1 protein-coding gene is annotated in these 1,021 nt (G+C 55.4%); it reads left to right on the top strand.

Annotation, left to right across the window (positions count from 1 at the left end; genetic code table 11):
- Positions 1–26 precede the first annotated feature (26 nt).
- A complete protein-coding gene (locus ACFC20_RS17495) occupies positions 27–812 on the top strand; it encodes an ABC transporter ATP-binding protein (RefSeq protein WP_375194099.1) in 786 nt (261 codons plus the stop codon).
- The last annotated feature ends 209 nt before the right edge of the window (positions 813–1,021 follow it).

Below are 1,021 nucleotides of genomic sequence, written 5' to 3' on the forward strand. Positions count from 1 at the left end.
TGGAAGACCAGACTGTCGCCGAGCCCATTTTGTCGATGAACAGTGTCGAAGTGCTGTACGATAACGTTCTATTGGCAATCAAAGGCGTCTCGATCGAGGTTCCCAAGGGCAAGATGGTTGCTCTTCTGGGGTCAAACGGGGCGGGCAAAAGCACGACACTCAAGGCAATCAGCGGCCTGTTGAAAGCCGAGCGTGGTCATATCAGCCGCGGTGAGATCCGTTTTGGCGGAACCGTTATCACCGAGGCTCTCGCGCAAAAACGAGTGGAGATGGGCATTTGCCATGTCATTGAAGGCCGTCGCGTTTTCGAACATCTCACACCCGATGAAAACCTGATCGCCGCGGCGCCACTCGGCATGAGCAGGGCTGCGTTGAATGCGGAGAAAGACAGGATCTACAATTATTTTCCTCGACTGGCCGAGCGGCGCAACTCCTTTGCGGGATATCTGTCTGGTGGCGAACAGCAGATGCTCGCCATTGGCCGGGCTCTGGTGACGCAACCGGACCTGTTGATGCTTGACGAGCCGAGCCTTGGACTTGCCCCGTTCCTGGTGGCTGAGATCTTCGACATGATCAAGAAAATCAATCGGGAAGAGGGCTTGTCAGTTCTTCTTGTGGAGCAAAACGCACTCGCGGCGCTGGAGATCGTGTCCGACGGATACCTGATCGAGAACGGCCGAGTTGTCATGCATGACACGGCGGAGGCGCTCAAGTCGAACTCCGACATTCAGGACTTCTACCTCGGTGGCAAAGAGGGAAGCAATTTCCACAACGTGAAACATTACAGTCGGCGTAAACGGTGGTTGAGTTGACCGGGCGCCCCGGTCGTTTCTACGGGAGGTAAACATGAAACTACTCAGCAGTGCCGCATTTATTTCTACCATCGTCTTCGGGATGGCAATGTCCATACCTGCAGCTGCATTGGCCGAACCATTCAGGGTCGGTGTCTGCTACGATCTGAGCAAGGCCTATACCTTCGCAACGCCGCAGGTTGCTCAAGCCGCGAAAGATCTGGCAGCGC

It is taken from the genome of Marinobacter sp., from assembly GCF_041984545.1.
GTDB lineage: Bacteria > Pseudomonadota > Gammaproteobacteria > Pseudomonadales > Oleiphilaceae > Marinobacter.